General features: G+C 59.2%; 2 protein-coding genes. One reads left to right on the top strand and one right to left on the bottom strand.

The window, feature by feature from the left end; translation table 11 throughout:
* Positions 1 to 138 precede the first annotated feature (138 nt).
* Positions 139 to 639 (bottom strand): rubrerythrin family protein, encoded by a 501-nt coding sequence (locus ACI94_RS00360; protein ID WP_066958115.1) that lies wholly within the window; start codon positions 637 to 639, stop codon positions 139 to 141.
* Positions 640 to 729: 90 nt separating this feature from the next.
* Between ACI94_RS00360 and ACI94_RS00355 the strand changes: the two genes are divergently transcribed.
* Positions 730 to 1,179 (top strand): cation diffusion facilitator family transporter (locus ACI94_RS00355; RefSeq protein WP_286680953.1); only part of this gene is annotated, 450 nt, incomplete at its 3' end.

Raw genomic sequence — 1,179 nt, 5'->3', positions numbered from 1 at the left:
GCAGTAGGGGCAGTTCTCCGTCGTGTAGACCTTCACGCCTGCCATGGATGGGAATATCGCAAGAGCCCTATTTAAGACTGGGGGTTTAGGACTGTTCCCGGCATCCTCGACCTCTGCCGCCGGATCAAAAAAGGGAGATTACTGAATCTCACGGAACATCCGAGCTGGGACACCGCAGATCGGACACTTCTCCGGTGCTGCCCCAAGTTCGATGTTGCCGCAGACCGGACAGAGATAGATCTTCTCGACATCGAGGTCCTTGCCTTCCCGGACGGCCTCGAGCGCCTGGAGATAGAGGTTTGCGTGCACCTCCTCCGCCTTCATCGCGTGGGTGAAGACGATTGCGGCCTCGTTCTTCCGCTCCGCTTTCGCCTCCTCGACGAACGGGGGGTACATCTGCATGAATTCGTAGTTCTCCCCCTCCATCGCGCCTTTCAGGTTCTCCTCGGTACTCCCGACAGCGTTCATGATGAAGAGAATGCGCTTGGCGTGTACGGCTTCCGCTTCGCTTGCCGCACGGAAGAGTTTCGCAACCGCAGGGAAGCCCTCAGCAGCGGCCTTCTCAGCAAAGACCGAGTACTTCCTGTTCGCTTGAGATTCTCCGGCGTATGCGTTCCGGGCGTTCTCATCAGTAGACATGGATGGAGTATTTCTGAAAGGGACTTATTAAAACCTTTCATCGCTCATCTCCGGAAACCCTATGCCACGGGAGCGCCACTACGGGGTAGCATGCTGGATGAGGCGACCGGCAGAAGGGCAGGATCCGGGGCATCAGAGGGTCAACTCCGGGTACAGAGGATCTTCATCGCCGTTCTCGCCTTAAACCTCTCCGTCGCACTTGCAAAAGCGGTCTTTGGCATCCTCGCCGGGTCGGTGAGCATGGTAGCGGATGCCGTTCATTCGGGGTTCGACTCCTTCTCGAACGTCGTCGGGATCGTCGCCCTCTACTTCGCCGAAAAGCCCCCGGACCCGGAGCACCCCTACGGCCACGGCAAGATCGAGACCCTCGGAACCCTGGCCATCGGGGCGATGCTCCTTCTCTCCGCCGCCGGGATCTTCTTTGAGGGGTATCAGAGGCTCGTCTCTCCCGCCGCTCCCGATATCACCGCGGTCACCATCGGGGTCATGCTCGGGACGCTCGTCGTCAACATCGCCGTCTCCACCTACGAACGCCAAAAG

Origin of the sequence: Methanoculleus sp. DTU007, from assembly GCF_001512385.1 — an archaeon.
GTDB lineage: Archaea > Halobacteriota > Methanomicrobia > Methanomicrobiales > Methanoculleaceae > Methanoculleus > Methanoculleus thermophilus.
This window is presented reverse-complemented; position numbering and strand designations above follow the sequence as displayed.